This window comes from Agrobacterium pusense, assembly GCF_900102105.1.
GTDB lineage: Bacteria > Pseudomonadota > Alphaproteobacteria > Rhizobiales > Rhizobiaceae > Agrobacterium > Agrobacterium pusense.
Genome location: NZ_FNBB01000004.1, coordinates 48,325 through 68,376, shown reverse-complemented (window position 1 = coordinate 68,376; position 20,052 = coordinate 48,325). Strand labels below are relative to the sequence as shown.

Genomic DNA, 20,052 nt, shown 5'->3' with positions numbered 1-20,052 from the left:
GTTACCGCGCAACTGTATCGATGCAGGAGGAGATTTTTATGAGAACGATCAAGGGACCGGGTCTTTTTCTCGGTCAGTTCGCCGGTGATGCGGCCCCCTTCAACAGCTGGGACAGCATTACCAAATGGGCGGCGGAAAAAGGCTATGCCGGCGTGCAGGTGCCGACCTGGGCCGGGCAGCTGATCGATCTCAAGAAAGCGGCGGAATCGAAGGACTATTGCGACGAGTTCGCCGGTGTCGCGCGCCAGAACGGTGTGGAAGTGACCGAGCTTTCCACCCACTTGCAGGGCCAGCTTGTTGCGGTTCATCCAGCCTATGACGAGGCTTTTGACGGTTTTGCCGCACCGGAAGTGCGTGGCAACCCGAAAGCGCGTCAGCAATGGGCGGTGGAGCAGGTGAAATTTGCGCTGAAAGCCTCCAGAAATCTCGGCATCAAGGCGCATGCGACCTTTTCCGGCGCGCTCGCCTGGCCTTTCGTCTACCCGTGGCCGCAACGCCCGGCCGGTCTTGTAGAAACAGCCTTTGACGAACTTGCCAAACGCTGGACGCCGATCCTCGATTATGCCGATGAGCAGGGTGTGGATGTCTGCTATGAAATCCACCCCGGTGAAGATCTGCATGATGGCGTCACATTCGAGATGTTCCTGGAACGGGTGAAGAACCACCCCCGTGCCAACATGCTCTACGACCCCTCGCATTACGTGCTGCAATGCCTCGATTATCTCGATAATATCGATATCTACAAAGACCGCATCAAGATGTTCCATGTCAAGGATGCGGAGTTCAACCCGACCGGACGGCAGGGCGTTTACGGCGGTTATCAGGGCTGGGTGGAACGGGCCGGCCGCTTCCGTTCGCTGGGCGACGGGCAGGTCGATTTCGGTGCGATTTTCTCGAAAATGGCCGCCAATGATTTCGATGGCTGGGCTGTGGTCGAGTGGGAATGTGCGTTGAAACATCCTGAAGATGGTGCCCGCGAAGGGGCTGAATTCGTCAAGGCGCATATCATCCGCGTCACGGAAAAGGCCTTTGACGATTTTGCATCTGGTGGCACCGACGATGCGGCCAACCGCCGTATGCTTGGGCTTTGAGAGCATTGCAGAGGAAACATTATGGCTATTGAAGGAAAGACAACCGACAAGGCGAACAAGCGGATTCGCCTCGGCATGGTGGGCGGTGGTTCTGGTGCCTTTATCGGTGGTGTTCACCGCATGGCGGCGCGGCTCGACAATCGTTTCGATCTCGTGGCAGGGGCGCTGTCTTCGACCCCGGAAAAATCCCTCGCCTCCGGCCGTGAACTGGGGCTCGATCCCGAGCGTTGCTACGGCTCGTTCGAGGAGATGGCCGAAAAGGAGGCGCTACGCGAGGATGGCATAGAGGCGGTGGCGATCGTCACGCCCAACCACGTGCATTATCCGGCGGCGAAGGCGTTTCTGGAGCGTGGCATCCATGTCATCTGCGACAAGCCGCTGACCTCCAATCTGGAAGACGCGAAGAAGCTGAAGGACGTCGCCGACAAGGCCGATGCGCTGTTCATCCTGACGCATAATTACACCGGCTATCCGATGGTGCGGCATGCACGGGAACTGGTGGAATCGGGCGCTCTCGGCACGATCCGTCTGGTGCAGATGGAGTATCCGCAGGACTGGCTGGCGGAACCCATCGAGCAGACGGGTGCCAAACAGGCTGTCTGGCGCACCGACCCGGCCCAATCCGGTGCGGGTGGTTCCACAGGCGATATCGGCACGCACGCCTATAATCTCGGCTGCTTCATTTCCGGTCTGGAAGTCGACGAACTGGCGGCAGATGTGCATACCTTTGTCGAAGGCCGCCGGCTGGACGACAATGCGCATGTGATGCTGCGTTTCAAGCCGAAGGGTGGCAAGCAGCCGGCAAAGGGGCTGCTCTGGTGCAGCCAGGTTGCGGTCGGCCACGAAAACGGGCTGAAAGTTCGTGTGTATGGTGACAAGGCCGGCATCGAATGGACGCAGGCCGACCCGAACTATCTCTGGTTCACGAAGCTTGGCGAGCCGAAGCAGTTGATCACCCGCGGCGGTGCCGGGGCAGGGGCTGCCGCAGCACGCGTCACCCGCATCCCTTCCGGCCACCCGGAAGGTTATCTCGAAGCCTTCGCAACGATCTATACCGAGGCGGCGCATGCCATCGAAGCCCGCCGCACCGGCTCGGTGCTCGACAAGGCCGTGATTTACCCGACCGTCGATGATGGCGTAAAGGGTGTCGCCTTTGTTACGGCCTGCATCGAGTCCGGCAAGAAGAACGGTGTCTGGGTGAAGCTCTGAGGCGAGGTTTCAGCGTATTTCTTCTCCCCGCCCCGGGGAGAAGAAAAAAGCTGATGCGCCAGCCCCTTCGTGGGCGGGGGCACAAGACTTAGTGATAAGCGCTGGACGATGCCGACTCCACGCGTTGCGTCACGGGGCAGCCGTCCTGGATTTTGGTCCAGGAGGAAACGTTGAGTTTCATCTCGCAGCGGGCCAGATAGGACCCGCCATCGACTCTTAGGCAGGACGTCTGGCCGAGCTGAAACATGACACCGCGATTTCGGCATTTGCAATTATGGGCATCCGCCAAAGCTGGGATAAGGGCGATGGCCAAGCCAAGTATGAGCACTCCAGGACGCATGGCTGAGGCTCCAAAGGATATCTCGCCAGATTACTCCTGTCCGAGAGCATAGTCAAAACGTGCTCCTCTACGAGCACGTGCCGGAAGCTCAGTAGTCTCTGCCAATGCCCCGCTATCAGCCGATCAAAATCGCCCTGATGTCATTGACATTCGTGAGCGTTGGGCCGGTCACGACAAGATCTCCTGCCGCCCTGAAAGCCGTATAGCTGTCGTGGCTCACGAGTGACTGGCGCGGATCGACGCCGGCTGCGCGCATACGGGCAAGTGTGTCCGGCGTCACCACGGCGCCCGCGGCATCCTCCACTCCGTCTATGCCGTCGCTATCGCCGGCAATGGCCCATATGCCATCAGCACCTTTGAGCGTCAGCGCAAGGCTCAGCAGGAATTCCGTGTTGCGGCCGCCCTTGCCGGCCGGCCCCTTGCCGATCGTAACCGTGGTTTCGCCGCCGGAAAGCAAAACGGCCGGGCCTTTGAGTGGCAGGCCCTTGCGGCGGGCGGAAATCGCGATACCGGCCATGACCGCGCCGACATCCCTGGATTCACCCTCCAGCGAATCCCCGAGGATGAGCGGCGTTAAGCCAAGCTTCACCGTCTCATCCGCTGCCGCCTGCAAGGCGAGCGAGGGGGCGGCGATGAGCCGGATATCTTCCGCGATATCGCCGGCCTTCGGGGTTTCCTCGCCTTTTTCCAGCACTTTGCGCACATTTTCGGGAAGATCGAGCGCATAACGGGAAACGATTTCCCGCACGGTTTCAATATCGCTCGGATCGGCGACCGTCGGGCCCGAGGCGATTTCCGAGGGATCGTCGCCCGGCACGTCGGAGATCAGCAGGGAAACGACCCTGGCCGGTTTGGCGGCCAGCGCCAGTCGCCCGCCCTTGATGCGGGAGAGGTGCTTGCGCACGGCGTTCATTTCGGAAATCGTGGCGCCGCTGGCAAGCAAAGCGCGGTTGACCGCCATCTTGTCCGCAAGCGTCATTCCCTCGGCGGGTGAGACCATCAGCGCCGAACCACCGCCGGAAATCAGCGCGATGACCATGTCGTCTGCAGTCAACCCTTCAACGGCGGCGAGAATGCGTTTTGCGGCTTCGGCGCTCCTGTCGTCCGGCACCGGATGCGAGGCTTCGATGATTTCAATGCGCCCGGTCGGGACGGCATGGCCGTAACGCGTCACCACCACGCCGGAAAGATCGACATTTGGCCATGCCGCTTCAAGCGCTGCGGCCATTGCGGCGGAAGCCTTGCCTGCGCCAACCACCACACACCGCCCTCTAGGCGGGGAGGGCAGGTGTTGTTGCAACACTTTAGAGGGATCGGCGCTGGCGACTGCGGTCATGAAGATGCGGTTGAGAGCGTCTCTTGCGGACGTATCGTTCCATGCGGTCATTTGTTCATACTCCGATCCAGAGGAAGCCGAGCGCAAACAATGCCGGCAATGCCTGAATGAACAGGATTTTGATATTGGCTGTCACGGCGCCAAAAATACCGGCCACCAGCACACAGCTCAGGAAGAAGACTTTGAAGTTCAGCCCGTCGTCACCCTGCGTGAGCCCATAGGTCAGCCCCGCTGCGAGAAAGCCATTATAAAGACCCTGATTGGCGGCCAGCACTTTCGTCTGCCGGGCAAAATCCGCGGAAAGACCGAAGGCCTTGCGACCGGCAGGCTTCTCCCAAAGCAGCATTTCCAGGATGACGATGTAAATATGAATTGCCGCGATCACGGCGATCAGAAAGCTGGCGATCATCATCGGTTCCTCCAAACCCTGATGCCCGTCGCCCGGTCTGTCAGGGTAACAGGTGGCAAACGGATCATTCCGTTTTAACGGTGCAACAGATAGCCGCAAGGCCAGAATCCTCTCTTCCCGTACGAACTGGTGAAGAGCGCCAACTGCTGTTTGACTCTTTGCGGCCAATAGGAACAAATCAAGAAAAAAAGATGAGTAACCGGATCACCGCACAATCGAGGAAAGACCGCCGCCGGCCGCCCATGAGGAAGATGCGGTGGAGCGGATAAAGATCCTTCCCATAATTTCCGCCAAGTCTGTGATATCCGCCGAGAGGGCGCGTCTTAAGCCGCATCCTCCAGCCCTGCCGCATCTTTCCTGCGGAACTGGCTGGGTGGTGCGCCGATTACCCGTTTGAAGGCGCGGCTGAAAGAGGCCTCGGAATCGTAACCGAGCTTTTCGGCTGCCTGCGTCACCCGCATTCCCTCTCGCAGCCACAGCCGCGCCTGATGCATGCGGACCCGAACCACATAACGCGCGGGGCTTTCTCCTACCACGCGGGTGAAACGTTCCGCGAAACTTGAGCGGGATGCGCCCATCAGGGAGGCGAGTTCTTCCACGCTCCAGTCCTTTTCGGGGTTGAGGTGAATGGCGGCGAGCACGCGGCCGAGTTCGGGATTGCGCACGGCGGCAAGCCAGCCGCTGGAATCGCCGCAGCCATATTCCACCCAAGTACGGATCAGCGTTGCAGTCAGCACATCGGCCAGCCGCGCCAGAATGCCACCCGCGCCGACGCGGTTCAGCTCGACCTCCCGCGTCATGGCTTCCAGAAGATGGGGTATGGCCGGATCGCTTTTGGCCAGATCGCTGGTCAGCATCACGTCAGGCATCAGCTGCAGCAGCGGATGCAGGTTATCCATGTTGAAACGCATCGAAGCGGTGAAAGCCACGGTATCGCCACCCGCACTTGCGCACTCCATGTCGAAAATGCCCTGACACACTTCCTTCTTGCCGAACCGGTCGAAGGGGGAAGGGGCCACCTTTTCACCGCTCGCCAGCACATGTGCATGCCCGCGCGGCAGAAGCACGGCGTCGCCACATGTCAGGGTCAGCCATTCACCCGAGGGTTTTTGCAATTTCGCCTGCCCCACGCCGATGAAATGAAACCGCGCCGCCTCCTGTTCGGGAAAAGCCGTCGCCCAGGGGGTGGCCATGCGGCAGCGGCCATATTCCACACCGTCAAGCCTAAGGCCACGCAACATTTCCGTCAGGGCATCGTTCATGGTATCTCGCATATTCGGACGATTGGTTAAGGAATACGGATTTTCTAGCATGGAAACGCCGGGCTGTCACGCATAGCCTGCTTGCATCGATTTGCAGTCGTCGAAGCGGGGCTCCCAACCGGCTTCCTCGCCTTGCCCTTTCCGTTTCACGACGCGTTCCGGGAATGCGCATCAGGAGATTTTCATGAATAGCCGGACCATAAACGAACTGGAATATACGCCGCGCAGACACGAGCCGGATGCGAAATGGGCCGCTGTGGTTTCACTTTCGCTCGGCGTTTTCGGATTGGTAACGGCGGAATTCCTGCCCGTCAGCCTCCTGACGCCGTTATCGGCCGATCTCTCCATTAGCTCCGGCATTGCCGGACAATCCATAACCGTCACGGCGCTGGTCGCTGCGGTTGCGGGCCCGGGTGTCGTCATCGGCACACGCGGCATTGACCGGCGCTGGACCCTGCTGGGGCTGACCACGCTGCTGATAATCTCCAGCACACTGGCCGCCTTTGCCAATGGGCTTTTCATGCTCTTTGCCTCGCGCGTCCTGCTGGGCATCGGTCTTGGCGGCTTCTGGGCCATGTCGGCGGCGCTGGCGTTGCGGCTCGTGCCGATTGAAAAAATGCCACGCGCCATGGCCATCATCCTTACCGGGGTCTCCGTCGCAACCGTGTGTGCGGCACCGGTGGGCGCGTGGATTGGCGCGACGCTCGGCTGGCGATCGGCCTTCGTCGTTGCCGGCGTGCTCGGCGTCATTGCGCTCGCCGTGCAATTGCTCACCGTGCCTTCGCTGCCGCCGGCCGGTGCCCCCGGCCTTTCCACCATGTTCCGGCTGCTTCAGCGAACGCAGGTCCGGATCGGTCTTTTGACGACGCTATTTATCGTTGCGGGCCACTTTGCCGGCTTCACCTATGTCCGACCGTTCCTGGAAGACGTGCCGCAGCTTGGCGTGGAGGCGATTTCGCTTGTTCTGCTGATTTACGGTATCGGCGGTTTCTTCGGCAATCTTTTCGGTGGTTTCCTTGGAGAAAAGAACACGGCCTGGGCGGTGACCTTCGCCGCAACGCTGATCGCCGCATCGGCTTCCATCCTGGTGATTGCCGGCGCATCTCCCGTTGTTGCGGGCCTTGCCATCGCCTCCTGGGGTTTTGCCTTCGGCGCATTGCCCGTCAGCGTGCAGAGTTTCATCACGCGTGTTGCCTCGGATGAGGCCGAGAGCGCGGGTGCGCTGCTGCTTACGACATTCCAGATCGCTATTTCCAGCGGTGCGGTTCTTGGCGGCCTGCTGATCGATCTCCAGGGCGCAACCATGGTGTTCGTCTTCGTGGCCATCGCAGCTCTTCTCGGCGCCTCGCTGATGGCGTCGCGGCGCGGCGTGGTGCCGCAGGTAGAGGCATCGCAGGGCTGAGGACCTGGCGAGAGGAATGGGCCTGCATTCTTGTGGGCCCGCCTTCGCTACGACTGGTTTCGGGTTTAAACCGTCTTGATCGCCTTCTGCGTCCGGTCCTTGCCCACTTCGATCACATGCCGCATGGCCTTCACCGCCGCATCCGCGTCCCGCGCCGCGATGGCGTGGACAATGCGCAGGTGGTTGGATGCGATCTCCGCGATGGTGCCGGGCGAGGCGGCCGGTGACGAAAGCTGGAATGAGATGGCAAGCGCCGCCTCGATCAGCCCGCTTGCCGAACGCATGAAGGGATTGCCGGACATATGCGCGACGGCAAGATGGAACTCGAGATCCACCTTGGCGATGCTCTCCGGCGTATGCTGCGGATTGTCGAATTTTGCGGCGATGACGTAAAGCGAGACAATGTCTTCATTGGAGGCCTGGAGAGCTGCTGCCGCCGCCGCCGCCGGCTCCAGCGCCAGCCGAATTTCGGCCAGGTGCTTCACAAATTCCTGGTCGATGCCGGCTTCGCAGCGCCAGCCCAGCACATCCGGATCAAAGAAATTCCAGCTCGAACGGTCGAGCACCCGGGTACCCACCTTCGCCTTGGGTTCCACCAGCCGCTTGGCCGCCAGCGTCTTCATGGTTTCGCGCAGCACCGTGCGCGAGACGCCGAAACGCATGGAGAGCTCCGCATCGTTGGGCAGCAGAGAGCCTTCGGCGATCCTGCCCGAGACGATGGCGCTGCCGAGTTCGGAAACCACATGCGCGTGGCTGTTCCGGCGTTTTCGCCCGCTAATCGTCGTTTCGAGCAGCCCCAAGCAAGCCTCCGTTTGCGTTATGCCGGATGCGGTCCGGCCAGTCTCCTGTTTGAATACCAGATGATTGCGCGCTGCAACACGATGAACACGAAAAGCAGCACGCCGATGACGATTTTCGTCCACCAGGAGGACAGGGTTCCATCAAAAACGATGTAGGTCTGGATCAGGCCCTGGATCAAAAGCCCCACAAAGGTTCCCGCGACCAATCCCGTGCCGCCGGTCAGAAGTGTACCGCCGATGACGACGGCAGCGATCGCGTCCAGCTCCACGCCCACCGTCGCCAGCGAGTAACCTGACGAGGTGTAAAGCGTATAAACGATACCAGCGAGGCCGGAGAGAAAGCCGGAAAGTGCATAGATGCCAATGGTGGTGGTCCCGATCGGCACGCCCATCAGCTCGGCAGATTGCGGATTGCCGCCCAGCGCATAGACATTGGCGCCGAAGCGCGTGCGGCTTGCGATCAGCATGCCGGCGGCGAAGACGAGAAGCATGAGCATGGCGAGCGCCGTCAGCCTGCCGCCGCCTGGAAAGCGGAAATAAAAGCCCTGTATCGCATCGATGAAAGGATGTGAGATCGGCACCGACTGGGTGGAGATCAGATAGGCAGCCCCGCGCGCCAGGAACATGCCCGCGAGTGTCACCACAAAAGGCGGGATGGAGAGAAAGCGGATCATCGCGCCCATGAGGCAGCCAAACAGCGTGGAAATCAAAAGCACGATGGCGAAGGCAAGCAGCGGATGGATGTTATAGGTGCCGACCAGGACGGCCACAAAGACGCTGGTGAAGGCAATGACCGAACCAATCGAGAGATCGATGCCGCCTGACAGGATGACGAAAGTCATGCCGACGGCGGCTATGCCGAGAAAGGCGTTGTCGGTAAGAAGATTTCCGATCACCCGCGTCGAAAAGATCGCCGGATATTGCATCACGCAAAGAAGATAGGCGACGACGAAAATCGTCAGCGTGGTGAGGAAGGGCAGGTTGCGGCTGTGGATCATCGCGCGGTTCCTTCCTTGGTCATACCGTTGGTGGCGGTTTTGGCGTGCTGCTTTGGCGCTTTCACGAAACCGAGGACGGCCATGATCGCCGGAGATTGCAGCGTCAGCACCACCATGATGATGCCGGCCTTTATGATGAGGTTGAATTCCGGCGGAAAGCCCGAGACGAGGATGCCGGTATTGATGGTCTGGATGATGAGCGCGCCGATCAGCGATGCGGTGATGGAGAAGCGGCCGCCATTTAGTGAAGTGCCCCCGATGACCACCGCCAATATGGCGTCCAATTCCAGCCAGAGGCCGGCATTGTTGGCATCCGCACCACGAATATCCGCCGTCACGATCATGCCGGCGATCGCCGCGCAAAGACCGGAAACGGCATAGACGAAGAACAGCAGAAAGCGCGCCCTTACACCGGCAAGAGCCGCTGCGCGGCGATTGATGCCGGTCGCTTCGATCAGGAAACCGAGTGCGCTCTTGCGAACGAGAAAGCCTATCAGGAGCGCGGCCGTTATCCAGATGATGACGGGCAGGGGCACACCGGCAAATGCGCCGGAGCCGATCGCGGAAAAGCTGTCATTGTTGAACGTGAGGATGACGCCCTCGGTGATGAGCTGCGCGATGCCGCGCCCTGCCACCATGAGGATCAGCGTGGCGATGATAGGCTGTATGTCGAGAAGGGCAACCAGCACGCCGTTCCAGAGGCCACAGACAATTCCCACGCCAAGCGAAATGGCGATGACGGCGGGAATGGAATGTCCATTGCTGATGAGCGTGGCGGCGACGGCGCCGCAGATGGCGATGACAGCACCAATGGAAAGATCGATGCCCTTGGTCGCGATGACCAGCGTCATGCCGATGGTGAGCAGCGCCACGGGGGCGGCGCGCACAAGAATGTCCACCAGACTGCCATAGAGCCTGCCATTTTGAAACGACACATTGAGGAAGCCGGGCGAAATGATTGTAATCGCTGCGAGAATGATAAAAAGCGCAGCAAGCTGCGGTGCGAGTCTTCTAAGACGCCGATTGACTGCCGTCATCATGCCGCCTCCGTTCTGGCCGCATCTGCGATCGCACGCATGATATTGTCGGCCGTCACTTCGCCGCCTTTCAGCTCGCTGACATGCCGGCGGTCGGAAAGCACGACGACACGATGCGCCACGGCGGTGAGTTCTTCCAGTTCGGAGGATATGACGACAAGCGACATGCCCTCGCTGCAGAGTTTTTCGATCATTTTGAGAATTTCCGCGTGGGCGCCGATATCGATGCCGCGTGTCGGCTCGTCGAGGATCAGAAGCCGGGGATGGGTGGCCAGCCAGCGGGCCAGGATGGCCTTCTGCTGGTTGCCGCCGGACAGGAACTTGATCGGCCGGTCGGGGTCGGCCGGGCGGATATCAAGGGATTTGATGAAACCTTCCGCCAGCTCTGCCTTTTGCCGGCGCGACAGCGGCCGCGCCCATCCCTGCCGGGCCTGAAGGGCCAGCGCGATGTTGTCGGTCACGGAGAAATCACCAATGATGCCGTCCGTCTTGCGTTCTTCGGGACAGAAACCGAAACCGGCCGCAATCGCCGCCTCGGGAGAAGAGATCGTCACCGCCTGCCCGTCGATCGTTGCTTTGCCCGTGTCGGGGCGGTCTATGCCGAAGAGCAGGAATGCCGTTTCGGTCCGGCCGGAGCCGAGAAGCCCTGCCACGCCGACGATTTCCCCGGGGCGTATCCCGAGATCGAAGGGAGAGACGCTGCCGCGTTTGCCATAACCTTCGAAGCGAATGCTTGGCTCGCCTTCGGCGATTGTTTCTTCGGTCGCCTGATGGTCATGGGTGATCTGTTGAAGTTCCCGGCCGAGCATCATCGATATCAACTCGGAACGCGGCAGGCTGCCGATTTCGCGTGTGCCGACAAGCCGGCCGTTGCGCAGCACCGTCACCCGGTCGGCGATATCGTAGACCTGATTGAGGAAATGAGTGATGATTACGATACCGATACCGCGCGCCCGCAGCTTTTTCAGTACGCCGAACAGCATTTCAACCTCATGAGCGTCGAGGCTGGCGGTCGGCTCGTCCAGCACCAGCACCTTGCCGGAAAGATCGACGGCGCGGGCGATGGCGATGATCTGACGGATGGCGACGGAATAGCTGGAGAGAAGGGCGTTGACGTCAATGGAAAGGCCGTACTGGGCAAGCAGCGCCTGCGAATTCTTTTGCATCGTGCTGCGGTCGATCAGCCCGAAGCGCCGCGGCTGGCGGCCAAGGTAGAGGTTCTCCGCAACGGTGAGGTTTTCGAGAAGGTTGACCTCCTGGTAGACGGTGCCGATGCCAAGGGCCTGCGCCTCACCCACATTGGCGGGCGAGATTTCGCTGCCTTCCAGAAAGACTGATCCGCTGCCGCGGCTGTAGACGCCCGTCAGGATTTTGATCAGCGTCGATTTTCCGGCGCCGTTTTCGCCGAGCAGCGCATGGATTTCGCCGTGCCCAAGCGCAAAGTCGACGCCATCCAGCGCCGTGATCCCTAGAAAGGATTTGCCGATGGCGCGTGCTTCCAGAAGTGGTGCCGTTTCGGACATTGAGCAGTTTCCGTATTGCAATGGGTTTTGGTAGAGCAATCGGCAGGGAGCGGCGTATTTCTTCTCTCCGCCGGGGAGAAGGTGGGCCGAAGGGTCGGATGAAGGGGCAAGCTCTTCTGACATCTCCAGGCTTGCCCCCTCATCTCACTGCCGCGGACTTCTCCCCGGATGGGGAGAAGAAACAAGTGGCATGCGCTCGCTCCATACGAGACCATTCTGCAGACTGGATCGGAGAGGTTTCGCTCTCCTCAACAGAAAGAGACGGCGCAATCCACGCGCCGTTTCTGCAAAGAATGGCTTAGTAACCCAGGCCCTTCTTCGCCTCGTAGACCTTCATCGGGTCGTCAGATGCCGTGTAGAGCTTGGATTCGGTCTGAATCCACTTCGCCGGAGCCTTCTTGTCTTTCAGATAGGCTTCGAGCGCGTCGAATGCCGGGCCGGCCATGTCGGGCGTCAGTTCCACGGTGGCGTTGGCTTCACCGGCTGCCATGGCCTTAAAGATGTCAGGCACGGCGTCGATCGACACGACCTTGATGTCGGTTCCGGGCTTGAGACCGGCTTCCTTGATCGCCTGGATCGCGCCAACGGCCATGTCGTCATTGTGGGCGTAGACGGCACAGATGTCCTTGCCGCCGCCTTCGGCCTTGATGAAGCTTTCCATCACTTCCTTACCCTTGGTGCGGGTAAAGTCACCCGTCTGCGAGCGGACGATCTTGATATTGGCGTGCGAAGCGATGGCTTGCTCGAAGCCCTTCTTGCGATTGATGGCGGGCGAGGAGCCGGTCGTGCCCTGCAATTCCACCACCTTGCAATCCTTGGAACCGACGTCCTTCACCAGCCAGTCACCGGCAACCTTGCCTTCGTGGACCTGGTCCGAGGTAACTGCGGTCAGGTAAAGATCATCGGGAGCCTCGATCTGGCGGTCGAGCAGGATGACAGGGATTTTCTCTTCCTTGGCTTCCTTCAGGACAGCATCCCAGCCCGTTGCGACGACCGGTGCAATCAGGATTGCGTCGACGCCCTGCGCGATAAAGCCGCGAACGGCCTTGATCTGGTTTTCCTGCTTCTGTTGCGCGTCGGCGAACTTAAGTGTGACGCCGCGCTTCTCGGCCTGCTGTTTGGTAACGGTGGTTTCAGCCGCGCGCCAGCCGGATTCCGAACCGATCTGCGAGAAGCCGACGGTAAGTGATTTGGCGGAAACACTTGATGCAAGGCACAGCGAAACGGCGACAGTAACGGTCGCGAGAGCTTTTCTCATCTTAATCCTCCCAGAGATGATGTCAGCGTGACGCGATCACTATGAGCATATAGTAATACTCTTGAAAAGCGATTTTTTAGCCTTTCCGCAATTTGGCTTCGGTGAACTGCGGTGAATTTTCCCTATAAAATATTTTGAATCAATGGGTTGAACGAAAGAAAGCCTCATTTTTCCGCTTGCGGAACTGGCTTGACGTGGCCTCAGAGTCGACTTGACAGAAGGCGATTGTCTCTAATAGTAATACAAATAATGAGACTTTATAAAAGGCGGAGCGGGGAGCCGAAGAGCTAGCCGCATTCCCGCAAGGCATGGGAGGGAGAGGCCGTTGCGCGACACCGGTATCGCCATAAATACCGAAAAATATTCGGCTAAATCCGAAGAACGGCTTCAGGTCACTCGTCTGGCGCTGCTCTGTCGGTTATGCGTGTTCTCCGAAAGCTGATTCCATTTTCCTTGCGCACAACATAAGCTTGTCGCATTTCGTAATATTTTACCGTTGGCCACTTCCGGCTGGAGACCTGCATCATGACTACATCCGACAAACTGCCTGCAACACAAGGCAAGCTTCGCTCACGCGCCTGGTTCGACAACCCCGCAAATGCGGATATGACCGCGCTTTATCTCGAGCGTTACATGAACTTCGGTCTGAGCCAGGCCGAGCTTCAGTCCGACCGCCCGATCATCGGCATCGCGCAGACGGGTTCGGACCTTTCTCCTTGCAACCGTCACCATCTGGAACTGGCAAACCGCCTGCGCGAAGGTATCCGTGAAGCTGGCGGCATCGCCATCGAATTTCCGGTTCACCCGATCCAGGAAACCGGCAAGCGGCCGACCGCAGGTCTCGACCGTAACCTCGCCTATCTCGGCCTCGTGGAAGTGCTTTATGGCTATCCGCTCGACGGCGTCGTTCTGACCATCGGCTGTGACAAGACCACGCCTGCCTGTCTCATGGCGGCGGCCACCGTCAACATTCCGGCCATCGCCCTTTCCGTCGGCCCGATGCTGAACGGCTGGTTCCGCGGTGAACGCACCGGCTCCGGCACCATCGTCTGGAAGGCGCGTGAACTGCTGGCGAAGGGTGAGATCGATTATCAGGGCTTCGTCAAGCTTGTCGCTTCCTCGGCTCCGTCGACCGGCTATTGCAACACCATGGGCACGGCGACGACCATGAATTCGCTTGCCGAGGCGCTGGGCATGCAGCTTCCCGGCTCCGCCGCCATCCCGGCGCCTTACCGTGATCGTCAGGAAGTCTCCTACCTCACCGGTCTGCGTATCGTCGAAATGGTCAAGGAAGACCTGAAGCCATCGGACATCATGACAAAGGATGCGTTCATCAACGCCATCCGCGTCAACTCGGCGATTGGCGGCTCCACCAACGCGCCGATCCACCTGAACGGCCTTGCACGTCACGTCGGCGTCGAGCTGACAGTGGATGACTGGCAGACCTATGGTGAAGACGTACCGCTGCTCGTTAACCTGCAGCCGGCCGGTGAGTATCTCGGCGAGGATTATTACCATGCCGGCGGCGTTCCTGCTGTCGTCAACCAGCTGATGACCCAGGGGCTGATCATGGAAGATGCCATGACGGTCAACGGCAAGACCATCGGCGAAAACTGCCGTGGCGCGATCATCGAGGACGAAAAGGTCATTCGCCCCTATGAACAGCCGCTCAAGGAGCGCGCCGGCTTCCGCGTTCTGCGCGGTAACCTGTTCTCCTCCGCCATCATGAAGACGAGTGTGATTTCGGAAGAGTTCCGCAACCGTTACCTTTCCAACCCGAACGATCCCGAAGCTTTTGAAGGACGTGCCGTGGTGTTCGACGGTCCGGAAGACTATCATCACCGCATCGATGATCCGTCGCTGAAGATCGACGCCAACACCATCCTGTTCATGCGCGGTGCCGGCCCGATCGGTTATCCCGGCGCGGCAGAAGTCGTGAACATGCGCGCTCCGGATTATCTGCTGAAGGAAGGCGTCAACTCGCTGCCCTGCATCGGCGATGGCCGTCAGTCAGGCACTTCGGGCAGCCCGTCCATCCTCAATGCTTCCCCTGAAGCAGCAGCAGGTGGCGGCCTTGCCGTTCTGCAGACAGGCGACCGCGTCCGCATCGATGTGGGCCGCGGCAAGGCGGATATCCTGATTTCAGGAGAAGAGCTTGCCAAGCGTTATGAAGCGCTGACGGCTCAGGGCGGTTACAAGTTCCCTGACCACCAGACGCCATGGCAGGAAATCCAGCGCGGCATCGTCAGCCAGATGGAAACCGGCGCGGTCCTGGAACCTGCCGTGAAGTATCAGCGCATCGCCCAGACTAAGGGCCTGCCGCGCGACAACCACTAACAGCCATCACAAGACTATGCGGCCCCGAGGACAACCTCGGGGCCGCTTTCGTTTCTTTTAACGGTAAACTAGAAATATTGAGGTCTATGGACCGACCAACGCTATCATGCGCCCCGCGCCCCCCATCATGAGGCCACGGAGGGTCAATATGTCGATGGCTTGGAGCGTGCGGCAGACGCTCAAATCACCGGGTAAAGCGACCAGAAAAACAGTTCATATTCCTGATCGCGATCGTCATCATGCGATTCGTCGTCGGGTCTGCGCGGTGTTTTGTCCTGAAACTCGGTCTCCACCCGCTCATTGACGACGGGCATCCTTCGGCCGATGCCAAAGAGGTCAAAGGAGAGCATGTTGAACCCTGCTACCATGGCCGTTTCCCTTCTTCACGCGAGTTAACGTAGCGTTAAGTTTCGCGCGTTGCCATGATTTCGTCAAGATTGACGGAGGAATTTGTCTACCATTTTTAACAACAATGTCGTGAGCGGCGTTCCATCGCGAGCGGATTTTGCGCAATGAATGTTCTTCGACACCGTTAAACGCCATCCGCAGGTGCGTCTAAATAGGTTTTTTCTGCGGCTTCCAGCGCGAAATCGGTATTTGCAGCGTGGCCGAGGCTTTTCAGGGCGCCGGAGAAGGCCAGGATATTGGCTTTCACGGCATCCCGATGCGCTCTCCGACCGGTGTGATTAAGCCTGATCAACCGTTCCGCGCCGGGGCCGACGCCACCGGAAATGTCCGCGCCTTGCTTCTGGGACACAGCCGCGAGGAATGCCTTGGCTTCGAGGGTATCAGGCAGGATCGCCGTGGAAACGAGGGCGGAAGCGTGCGCCTCTTCCACCCAGGTTGGAATGCCAAGCGCCCTGAGGCCGTTTCGGGTGGCCGTCGCTGCCGTTTTGTGGCGTCGATTGGCGGATGCCAGCCCTTCTGACTCGATCCTGTCGAGGGCGGCCTCCAGCGCGTAAAACTCCAGCGGGGCGGGCGTTCCGGGCAGTGCGCCGCGACCGGCATCGAGCCAGAGTTTTTTCTGGTCCATAAGCGAGAGCATGGAGTTGTCAGGAGCGCCGTCATGCGAAAGAAGCGCCCAGGCCCTTTCGCTGACGGAAATGGCGGAAATGCCGGCCGGGCCGGCCAGCGCCTTTTGCGGGCCGATGACGGCGATATCGATACCTAAACGGTCGACGTCGAAAGCATGTCCGCCAATGGACGCGACGGCGTCCACAAGGGTCGCGATGCCCCGTTCCCGGGCGAGCGCGGCAATGGCGGGCAGGGGGTTGAGGATGCCGCTTGCCGATTCCGCGTGGACGATGGCGAGAAGGTCGAAATCCGGCCCTTCGTCAAGCGCCCGTTCGACTTCCTCCAGGGTGACCGGCCTTGCCGGGCTGGCGGTCAGATTGCGCACGGTCGCGCCGCCCTTTTCCAGCCAGCCGCCAAACCACGTACCATAAGGGCTGGTGACAACGTTGAGCGCTTTCAGGCCCGGTCGCGCAAGGCTGGTGGCTGCGGCTTCGAGCGCCAGCACGGCTTCCGCCTGTATCAGCAGCACGTCGTTGCTTGTGCTCATCAGCGCGGCCAGCCGGTCGGCAAGGGCAGCATAACGCTCGGCAGGAAAAGCGGGTGGGTCGAGCAGCAATGCATAATCCGGAGCGGGCATGTCTTCTCCTTACGTGGTGATGGTCAGGCGCGGTGCGGCGTCGATCAGGGTTCTGGCGGTCGAGGATTGCGGCGCCGAGACGATATTTCCTGTCCGGCCGATTTCAACGATCCTTCCTGCTTCCATGATGGCGACGCGGTGGCAGACGGCGCGAATGACCGCGAGATCATGGGAGACGAAAATACAGGAAACCGCCGTCTCTCGCTGTATTTCCACCAGCAGTTCAAGGATTTGCCGGCGAACCGAAACATCGAGCGCGGAGACGGCTTCGTCCAGGATGAGAAGCGACGGCTTGAGCGCAATCGCCCGTGCGATCGAGACGCGCTGCCTTTGGCCGCCGGAAAGCTCGAAGACCGAGCGGCCGGCATAGCTGGCGGGCAGGCCAACGCGGTCGAGAAGGCGGCGGACTTCCGCCGCACGCTCGCGTCTTGCGACCGTGCGATGAATGCGCAACGGTTCGCCGATGGCATCTTCGACGCTGGCGCGTGGATTGAAAGCGCCATGAGTGTCTTGAAACACCATCTGCATGTGCTGGCGGGCGGCGCGAAGCTTGCCGCCGTCCAGTGTCAGCCAATTGTGGCCCCTGAAAAGGATCGTGCCTTCGTCGGCCGGGATCAATCGCATGAGAATGCGGGCAAGCGTGGATTTTCCGCAGCCGGAGGGACCGGCAAGTCCCAGCGTCTCACCGGGCCGAAGCGAAAAAGAGATGTCGGAGAGCGCCGCCACCCTTCTTGCGCCGGTGCGGTAGGTCTTGGACAAGCCGTCGACGGTGAGCAGGGCATCGTTCATGACGCGGCCTCGCTGACCAGCGGCGGCGTGGACAGATCGAGGTAATCGGTAAGCAGCGCACGCGTATAGTCATGGACGGGTGCGGACAGCACCCGCCTCGTCGGGCCATGTTCCACCAGCAATCCCGAGCGCAGAACCGCAATCTCGTCGGCAAGGCTGGACGCAAGGCCGATATCATGGGTGATGAAGACCAGCGTCTTGTTTTCCTGCCGCACCAGATCGTCCAGCAGCGTGGCGATGGCGGCTTGGCTAGCCGTATCGAGCGCGCTCGTGGCTTCATCGGCAATCAGGATTGAAGGGCTGGCTGCAATGGCGGCGGCAATCGTCACGCGTTGCCTCTGGCCGCCGGAGAGCTGGTGTGGATAGGCCCGGATGAGGTGGGAAGGGTGCGGCAGCCGAACCCGCTCCAGAAGATCGCGGGCAAGATCGCGCGCTTGCCGCCATGAGAGACCTAGATGCCGGACAGCCCCTTCCGCCACCTGTTCGCCGATGGTGAGGACCGGATTCAGCGTTGCGCCTGTATCCTGAAAGATCGTGCCGATATCCCGCCCTGGCAGCGGCCTGCCGTGGAACAGGCTATCGCGGCTCCACGAAATATCACCGGAAACCTTTGCATGTCCGGGAAGAAGCCCCGCAATCGCCTTGCCGAGCGTCGATTTCCCCGAGCCGCTTTCGCCGATGATCGCCAGCCTCTGGCCTTGCCGGATCGTCAGCGAGACATTCTGCAATGCCGGCGCATCACTTGCCGCATACCAAACGCTGAGGTCGTCGATCCGGCACAGCGCATTTCCGCTCATGGCGCTCGCCTCCCTGTCGCCATCGCCTTGTTGATGCCTTCACCGAGAAGATGAACGCCGAGAACCATGACCAGAAGGCCGATGCCGGGAATGACCGACAAAAACGCGGCCGAGCGAAGGACATTGCGTCCTTCTGCGATCATCGAACCCCAGGTAACGATATTGGGATCGCCGAGCCCGAGGAAGGATAGGGCGGCTTCGGTCAAAATGGCCGCGGCGACGATGATGGCGGCAAGCGCCATGACCGGCGGCAGGGCATTTGGCAGGATCTGCCTGAATGCGATCTCAAGCGGGTGCATGCCGATGGCGCGGGCGGACTGAACATAGTCGCGCTCGCGGATGCTCAAGACCTGCGCCCGCATCAACCGCGCCGGATCCGCCCATGCGCCAAGCGCAATGGCGAGTATGACAATCGGCATGGAGGGGCCGATTGTACTGACGAAGGCGAGCGCTAGCAGGAAGTTCGGGACGATCTGGAAGGCGTCGGTGACGCGCATCAATGCTTCGTCCACAACGCCGCCGGCAAATCCGGCAATGGTGCCGATGACGGTGCCGATAATCAGCGCGGCTGCGGCGGCGCCTATGCCGACGAGCAGGGAGGCCTGCGCACCATGGGCGAGCTCGGCCAGCACGTTGCGGCCCAGCCGATCGGTGCCGAGCGGTAGGGCCGCATCCGTAAAAGGCGTAATCAGCGGTTCGCCAACGATGGCCAGCGGGTCACCTGGAAAGACGGCGGGTGCGGCAAGCGCCGTCAGGGAAAGCAGCACCAGTATGACGGTTCCCGTCATGCCTTCGAAACTGCGCAGGAGCCGGAAAGCGAAACTCATGCGCCTTGTTCCCCGCTGCCAATGCGCGGATCGAGCACGGAATGGACAATGTCGACGGAGAGGTTGACGAGGATGACAAAAACCGCGCTCGTCAGGATAATGCCCATCAACAACGGGGCGTCTCGGCCAGTGACGGCCTCCTGCGCCAGCCGACCAAACCCGGGAATGGCAAAAACGCTTTCGATGACCACGCTGCCGCCCAGCATGGTGGCCGCCTGCAGGCCAAGCACGGTGACAAGCGGCAGGGCGGCGTTGCGGGCGACGTGGCGCAGCACGATCCGTCGTTTTGAAAGCCCCTTGGACTGGGCAAAGAGCACGAAATCCAGCGGCCAGATCGCCGCCATGGCGGTGCGCATCACGCGCAGGAAAAGCGCCAGATAGATCAGCCCGAGACTGGCGACCGGCAGTACGAGATGGCGGCCGATATCCATCGCCCTCGCCATGCCGTGCTTGCCCGAAGCGATGGTTTCGATGCCGGAGGTAGGCAGCCATCTGAATTTCACCGCGAAGACGATGGCGAGCACGAGCCCAAGCCAGAAGCCGGGCGTGGCGTAAAGCGCGAGTGAGAGTGTGGAAAGCGCGCGGTCTGTTGCCCCGTCCGGACGCGCGCCCGCCACGATGCCGAGTGCTGTGCCGAGGATGAAGGCAAGCGTTGTCGCACTGCCCATCAGAAGAAGCGTGTTCGGCAGCCTTTCCAGGATCAGCCCCAGCACAGGCCGGTCGAAGGCAAGCGACCAGCCGAGATCAAGCCGCAGCACCGAACTCGCATAGAGCCAGAAACGGGCCAGCACGGAGCCGTTCAGACCATATTGTTCACGCAGCGCATCGCGCAGCCCGGCATCGCCGCCGCCGATGGAAACGAGATAGGCGTCGACCGCGTCACCCGATGCGTTTTCAAGCAGCAGGAAGGTGAAGACGAGCACGATCAGCAGCACCGGAATGGCGGTGAATGCCCTTCGCCGCAGCAATTTCGCCGCACGTCTCAC

The 20,052-nt window shown here is 60.5% G+C and carries 19 protein-coding genes; 4 read left to right on the top strand and 15 right to left on the bottom strand.

Annotated features, from left to right (window positions below; genetic code table 11):
• Window positions 1–38 precede the first annotated feature (38 nt).
• Both BLU28_RS12200 and BLU28_RS12195 read left to right on the top strand, forming a co-directional pair.
• Window positions 39–1,091, top strand: a complete 1,053-nt coding sequence (locus BLU28_RS12200; protein ID WP_004438853.1) for a sugar phosphate isomerase/epimerase family protein — start codon at window positions 39–41, stop codon at window positions 1,089–1,091.
• 21 nt (window positions 1,092–1,112) lie between these two features.
• Window positions 1,113–2,300 (top strand): Gfo/Idh/MocA family protein, encoded by a 1,188-nt coding sequence (locus BLU28_RS12195; RefSeq protein WP_022563717.1) that lies wholly within the window; start codon window positions 1,113–1,115, stop codon window positions 2,298–2,300.
• Window positions 2,301–2,388: 88 nt separating this feature from the next.
• Here BLU28_RS12195 and BLU28_RS26595 read toward each other — a convergent pair whose 3' ends face one another.
• The 4 genes from BLU28_RS26595 to BLU28_RS12175 form a co-directional block, all read right to left on the bottom strand.
• On the bottom strand, window positions 2,389–2,640 hold the full coding sequence (locus BLU28_RS26595; RefSeq protein WP_077986383.1) for a hypothetical protein: 252 nt from the start codon (window positions 2,638–2,640) through the stop codon (window positions 2,389–2,391).
• A gap of 115 nt (window positions 2,641–2,755) precedes the next feature.
• On the bottom strand, window positions 2,756–4,027 hold the full coding sequence (locus BLU28_RS12185) for a glycerate kinase type-2 family protein (RefSeq protein WP_077986382.1): 1,272 nt from the start codon (window positions 4,025–4,027) through the stop codon (window positions 2,756–2,758).
• A 4-nt stretch (window positions 4,028–4,031) separates the two neighbouring features.
• Window positions 4,032–4,385: a DUF1304 domain-containing protein gene (locus BLU28_RS12180; protein ID WP_035208332.1), complete on the bottom strand. Its 354-nt coding sequence runs from the start codon at window positions 4,383–4,385 to the stop codon at window positions 4,032–4,034.
• A gap of 323 nt (window positions 4,386–4,708) precedes the next feature.
• Window positions 4,709–5,647 carry an AraC family transcriptional regulator gene (locus BLU28_RS12175; RefSeq protein ID WP_006697249.1) on the bottom strand — a complete coding sequence of 313 codons (939 nt, stop codon included), beginning with the start codon at window positions 5,645–5,647 and terminating at the stop codon, window positions 4,709–4,711.
• A 184-nt stretch (window positions 5,648–5,831) separates the two neighbouring features.
• Here BLU28_RS12175 and BLU28_RS12170 point away from each other — a divergent pair, with 184 nt between their 5' ends.
• Entirely contained in the window at window positions 5,832–7,049 is a 1,218-nt protein-coding gene (locus tag BLU28_RS12170) for an MFS transporter (protein ID WP_077986381.1), read from the top strand.
• 65 nt (window positions 7,050–7,114) lie between these two features.
• On the opposite strand, the gene BLU28_RS12165 is transcribed toward BLU28_RS12170, so the two are convergent.
• The 5 genes from BLU28_RS12165 to ytfQ all read right to left on the bottom strand — a co-directional run bounded on the left by BLU28_RS12165 (window position 7,115) and on the right by ytfQ (window position 12,665).
• Window positions 7,115–7,849 carry a FadR/GntR family transcriptional regulator gene (locus tag BLU28_RS12165; protein WP_006697251.1) on the bottom strand — a complete coding sequence of 245 codons (735 nt, stop codon included), beginning with the start codon at window positions 7,847–7,849 and terminating at the stop codon, window positions 7,115–7,117.
• A gap of 17 nt (window positions 7,850–7,866) precedes the next feature.
• A complete protein-coding gene (yjfF, locus tag BLU28_RS12160; RefSeq protein WP_006697252.1) occupies window positions 7,867–8,847 on the bottom strand; it encodes a galactofuranose ABC transporter, permease protein YjfF in 981 nt (326 codons plus the stop codon).
• Window positions 8,844–9,884: an ABC transporter permease gene (locus tag BLU28_RS12155; protein ID WP_161794454.1), complete on the bottom strand. Its 1,041-nt coding sequence runs from the start codon at window positions 9,882–9,884 to the stop codon at window positions 8,844–8,846. The genes yjfF and BLU28_RS12155 overlap by 4 nt, the downstream gene beginning before the upstream one ends.
• A complete protein-coding gene (locus BLU28_RS12150) occupies window positions 9,884–11,407 on the bottom strand; it encodes a sugar ABC transporter ATP-binding protein (RefSeq protein ID WP_037093510.1) in 1,524 nt (507 codons plus the stop codon). Before BLU28_RS12150 ends, BLU28_RS12155 begins: the two co-directional genes overlap by 1 nt.
• Window positions 11,408–11,705: 298 nt before the next feature.
• Complete coding sequence (ytfQ, locus tag BLU28_RS12145) at window positions 11,706–12,665, bottom strand: galactofuranose ABC transporter, galactofuranose-binding protein YtfQ (RefSeq protein WP_004438884.1); 960 nt, start codon at window positions 12,663–12,665, stop codon at window positions 11,706–11,708.
• 525 nt (window positions 12,666–13,190) lie between these two features.
• Between ytfQ and BLU28_RS12140 the strand changes: the two genes are divergently transcribed.
• A complete protein-coding gene (locus tag BLU28_RS12140; protein ID WP_004438887.1) occupies window positions 13,191–15,002 on the top strand; it encodes an IlvD/Edd family dehydratase in 1,812 nt (603 codons plus the stop codon).
• A 179-nt stretch (window positions 15,003–15,181) separates the two neighbouring features.
• Here BLU28_RS12140 and BLU28_RS26315 read toward each other — a convergent pair whose 3' ends face one another.
• The 6 genes from BLU28_RS26315 to BLU28_RS12110 all read right to left on the bottom strand — a co-directional run bounded on the left by BLU28_RS26315 (window position 15,182) and on the right by BLU28_RS12110 (window position 20,052).
• Complete coding sequence (locus BLU28_RS26315) at window positions 15,182–15,370, bottom strand: hypothetical protein (protein WP_003506556.1); 189 nt, start codon at window positions 15,368–15,370, stop codon at window positions 15,182–15,184.
• Between the two features lie 164 nt (window positions 15,371–15,534).
• Window positions 15,535–16,653, bottom strand: a complete 1,119-nt coding sequence (locus BLU28_RS12130) for a pyridoxal-phosphate-dependent aminotransferase family protein (protein ID WP_077986379.1) — start codon at window positions 16,651–16,653, stop codon at window positions 15,535–15,537.
• Between the two features lie 9 nt (window positions 16,654–16,662).
• Entirely contained in the window at window positions 16,663–17,442 is a 780-nt protein-coding gene (locus BLU28_RS12125; RefSeq protein ID WP_077986378.1) for an ABC transporter ATP-binding protein, read from the bottom strand.
• Window positions 17,439–18,239, bottom strand: a complete 801-nt coding sequence (locus BLU28_RS12120) for an ABC transporter ATP-binding protein (RefSeq protein WP_077986377.1) — start codon at window positions 18,237–18,239, stop codon at window positions 17,439–17,441. Before BLU28_RS12120 ends, BLU28_RS12125 begins: the two co-directional genes overlap by 4 nt.
• The gene (locus BLU28_RS12115; protein WP_077986376.1) at window positions 18,236–19,066 is read right to left on the bottom strand and encodes an ABC transporter permease; all 831 of its coding nucleotides are present in this window, start codon (window positions 19,064–19,066) and stop codon (window positions 18,236–18,238) included. Before BLU28_RS12115 ends, BLU28_RS12120 begins: the two co-directional genes overlap by 4 nt.
• Window positions 19,063–20,052: an ABC transporter permease gene (locus BLU28_RS12110; RefSeq protein ID WP_077986375.1), complete on the bottom strand. Its 990-nt coding sequence runs from the start codon at window positions 20,050–20,052 to the stop codon at window positions 19,063–19,065. The genes BLU28_RS12115 and BLU28_RS12110 overlap by 4 nt, the downstream gene beginning before the upstream one ends.

Excerpts from the sequence above, each read along its gene's own strand:
- BLU28_RS12200 (WP_004438853.1), top strand. The coding sequence starts at position 39 with ATGAGAACGATCAAGGGACCGGGTCTTTTTCTCGGTCAGTTCGCCGGT.
- BLU28_RS12195 (WP_022563717.1), top strand. The coding sequence starts at position 1,113 with ATGGCTATTGAAGGAAAGACAACCGACAAGGCGAACAAGCGGATTCGC.
- BLU28_RS26595 (WP_077986383.1), bottom strand. The coding sequence starts at position 2,640 with ATGCGTCCTGGAGTGCTCATACTTGGCTTGGCCATCGCCCTTATCCCA.
- BLU28_RS12185 (WP_077986382.1), bottom strand. The coding sequence starts at position 4,027 with ATGACCGCATGGAACGATACGTCCGCAAGAGACGCTCTCAACCGCATC.
- BLU28_RS12180 (WP_035208332.1), bottom strand. The coding sequence starts at position 4,385 with ATGATCGCCAGCTTTCTGATCGCCGTGATCGCGGCAATTCATATTTAC.
- BLU28_RS12175 (WP_006697249.1), bottom strand. The coding sequence starts at position 5,647 with ATGAACGATGCCCTGACGGAAATGTTGCGTGGCCTTAGGCTTGACGGT.
- BLU28_RS12170 (WP_077986381.1), top strand. The coding sequence starts at position 5,832 with ATGAATAGCCGGACCATAAACGAACTGGAATATACGCCGCGCAGACAC.
- yjfF (WP_006697252.1), bottom strand. The coding sequence starts at position 8,847 with ATGATCCACAGCCGCAACCTGCCCTTCCTCACCACGCTGACGATTTTC.
- BLU28_RS12155 (WP_161794454.1), bottom strand. The coding sequence starts at position 9,884 with ATGACGGCAGTCAATCGGCGTCTTAGAAGACTCGCACCGCAGCTTGCT.
- BLU28_RS12150 (WP_037093510.1), bottom strand. The coding sequence starts at position 11,407 with ATGTCCGAAACGGCACCACTTCTGGAAGCACGCGCCATCGGCAAATCC.
- ytfQ (WP_004438884.1), bottom strand. The coding sequence starts at position 12,665 with ATGAGAAAAGCTCTCGCGACCGTTACTGTCGCCGTTTCGCTGTGCCTT.
- BLU28_RS12140 (WP_004438887.1), top strand. The coding sequence starts at position 13,191 with ATGACTACATCCGACAAACTGCCTGCAACACAAGGCAAGCTTCGCTCA.
- BLU28_RS26315 (WP_003506556.1), bottom strand. The coding sequence starts at position 15,370 with ATGGTAGCAGGGTTCAACATGCTCTCCTTTGACCTCTTTGGCATCGGC.
- BLU28_RS12130 (WP_077986379.1), bottom strand. The coding sequence starts at position 16,653 with ATGCCCGCTCCGGATTATGCATTGCTGCTCGACCCACCCGCTTTTCCT.
- BLU28_RS12125 (WP_077986378.1), bottom strand. The coding sequence starts at position 17,442 with ATGAACGATGCCCTGCTCACCGTCGACGGCTTGTCCAAGACCTACCGC.
- BLU28_RS12120 (WP_077986377.1), bottom strand. The coding sequence starts at position 18,239 with ATGAGCGGAAATGCGCTGTGCCGGATCGACGACCTCAGCGTTTGGTAT.
- BLU28_RS12115 (WP_077986376.1), bottom strand. The coding sequence starts at position 19,066 with ATGAGTTTCGCTTTCCGGCTCCTGCGCAGTTTCGAAGGCATGACGGGA.